General features: G+C 40.2%; 1 protein-coding gene. It reads left to right on the forward strand.

The features are described from left to right. A partial coding sequence (locus tag FCU94_RS15855; protein ID WP_217906484.1) for a T6SS immunity protein Tdi1 domain-containing protein occupies nt 1-516 on the forward strand: 516 nt, incomplete at its 5' end. Between the last annotated feature and the right edge of the window lie 135 nt (nt 517-651).

Here is a 651-nt window from a genome sequence, read left to right on the forward strand (position 1 = left end):
AGCCAGTGCGTTTCGGGCTACTTAATTGGGCGTTATGTGCTTAGAGGGGAATTTGTGCTTTTACTGACACCCGATGCAGGTGATATTTGCAAAGGCTTAGCTACTTGGAATTGGCTAGATTTTTCAGAGAAAACATTCCTTGTTGCAAATTTGTTTGGAGATATGTTCTTTGAATCTAATGAGGGCATATATTTCTTCGATATGTTAGAAGGAACATTAACTGTTATCGCGACAGATAAAATCGAACTTCAATCGATATTAAATACGAAGCAAGGTCAGAAGCAATTTCTAATGGTTAGCTTAGTGACAGGTGCTCGTGATAAAGGATTGATGCTTTCCGAAAATGAGTGTTATGACTTCATAATTCCTCCCTGCTTAGGAGGCGAGTTAAGTGTAGGTAATTTGCAGGTGTTGCCTTTTCGTAGCAAGTTAGAAGCAACTGGCGCAATATACTCCCAAATTAAAGACCTACCAATAGGCACTGAGATTACGAGCGTAGAATTAGCACGCACATAACAAGCAATTTAAGAGGGATTCACAACGCTTGGCACTTTTGCTTCTACTTCAAATTTAGTGTTTATGGCACAATGCTTTAGGTTGGGTGGCGGCGTTGCTCACCCCTTAATTGGGCGTTATGTTTACTTGTATTTC

This window comes from Vibrio sp. JPW-9-11-11 (assembly GCF_013369335.1).
Taxonomy (GTDB): Bacteria; Pseudomonadota; Gammaproteobacteria; order Enterobacterales; family Vibrionaceae; genus Vibrio.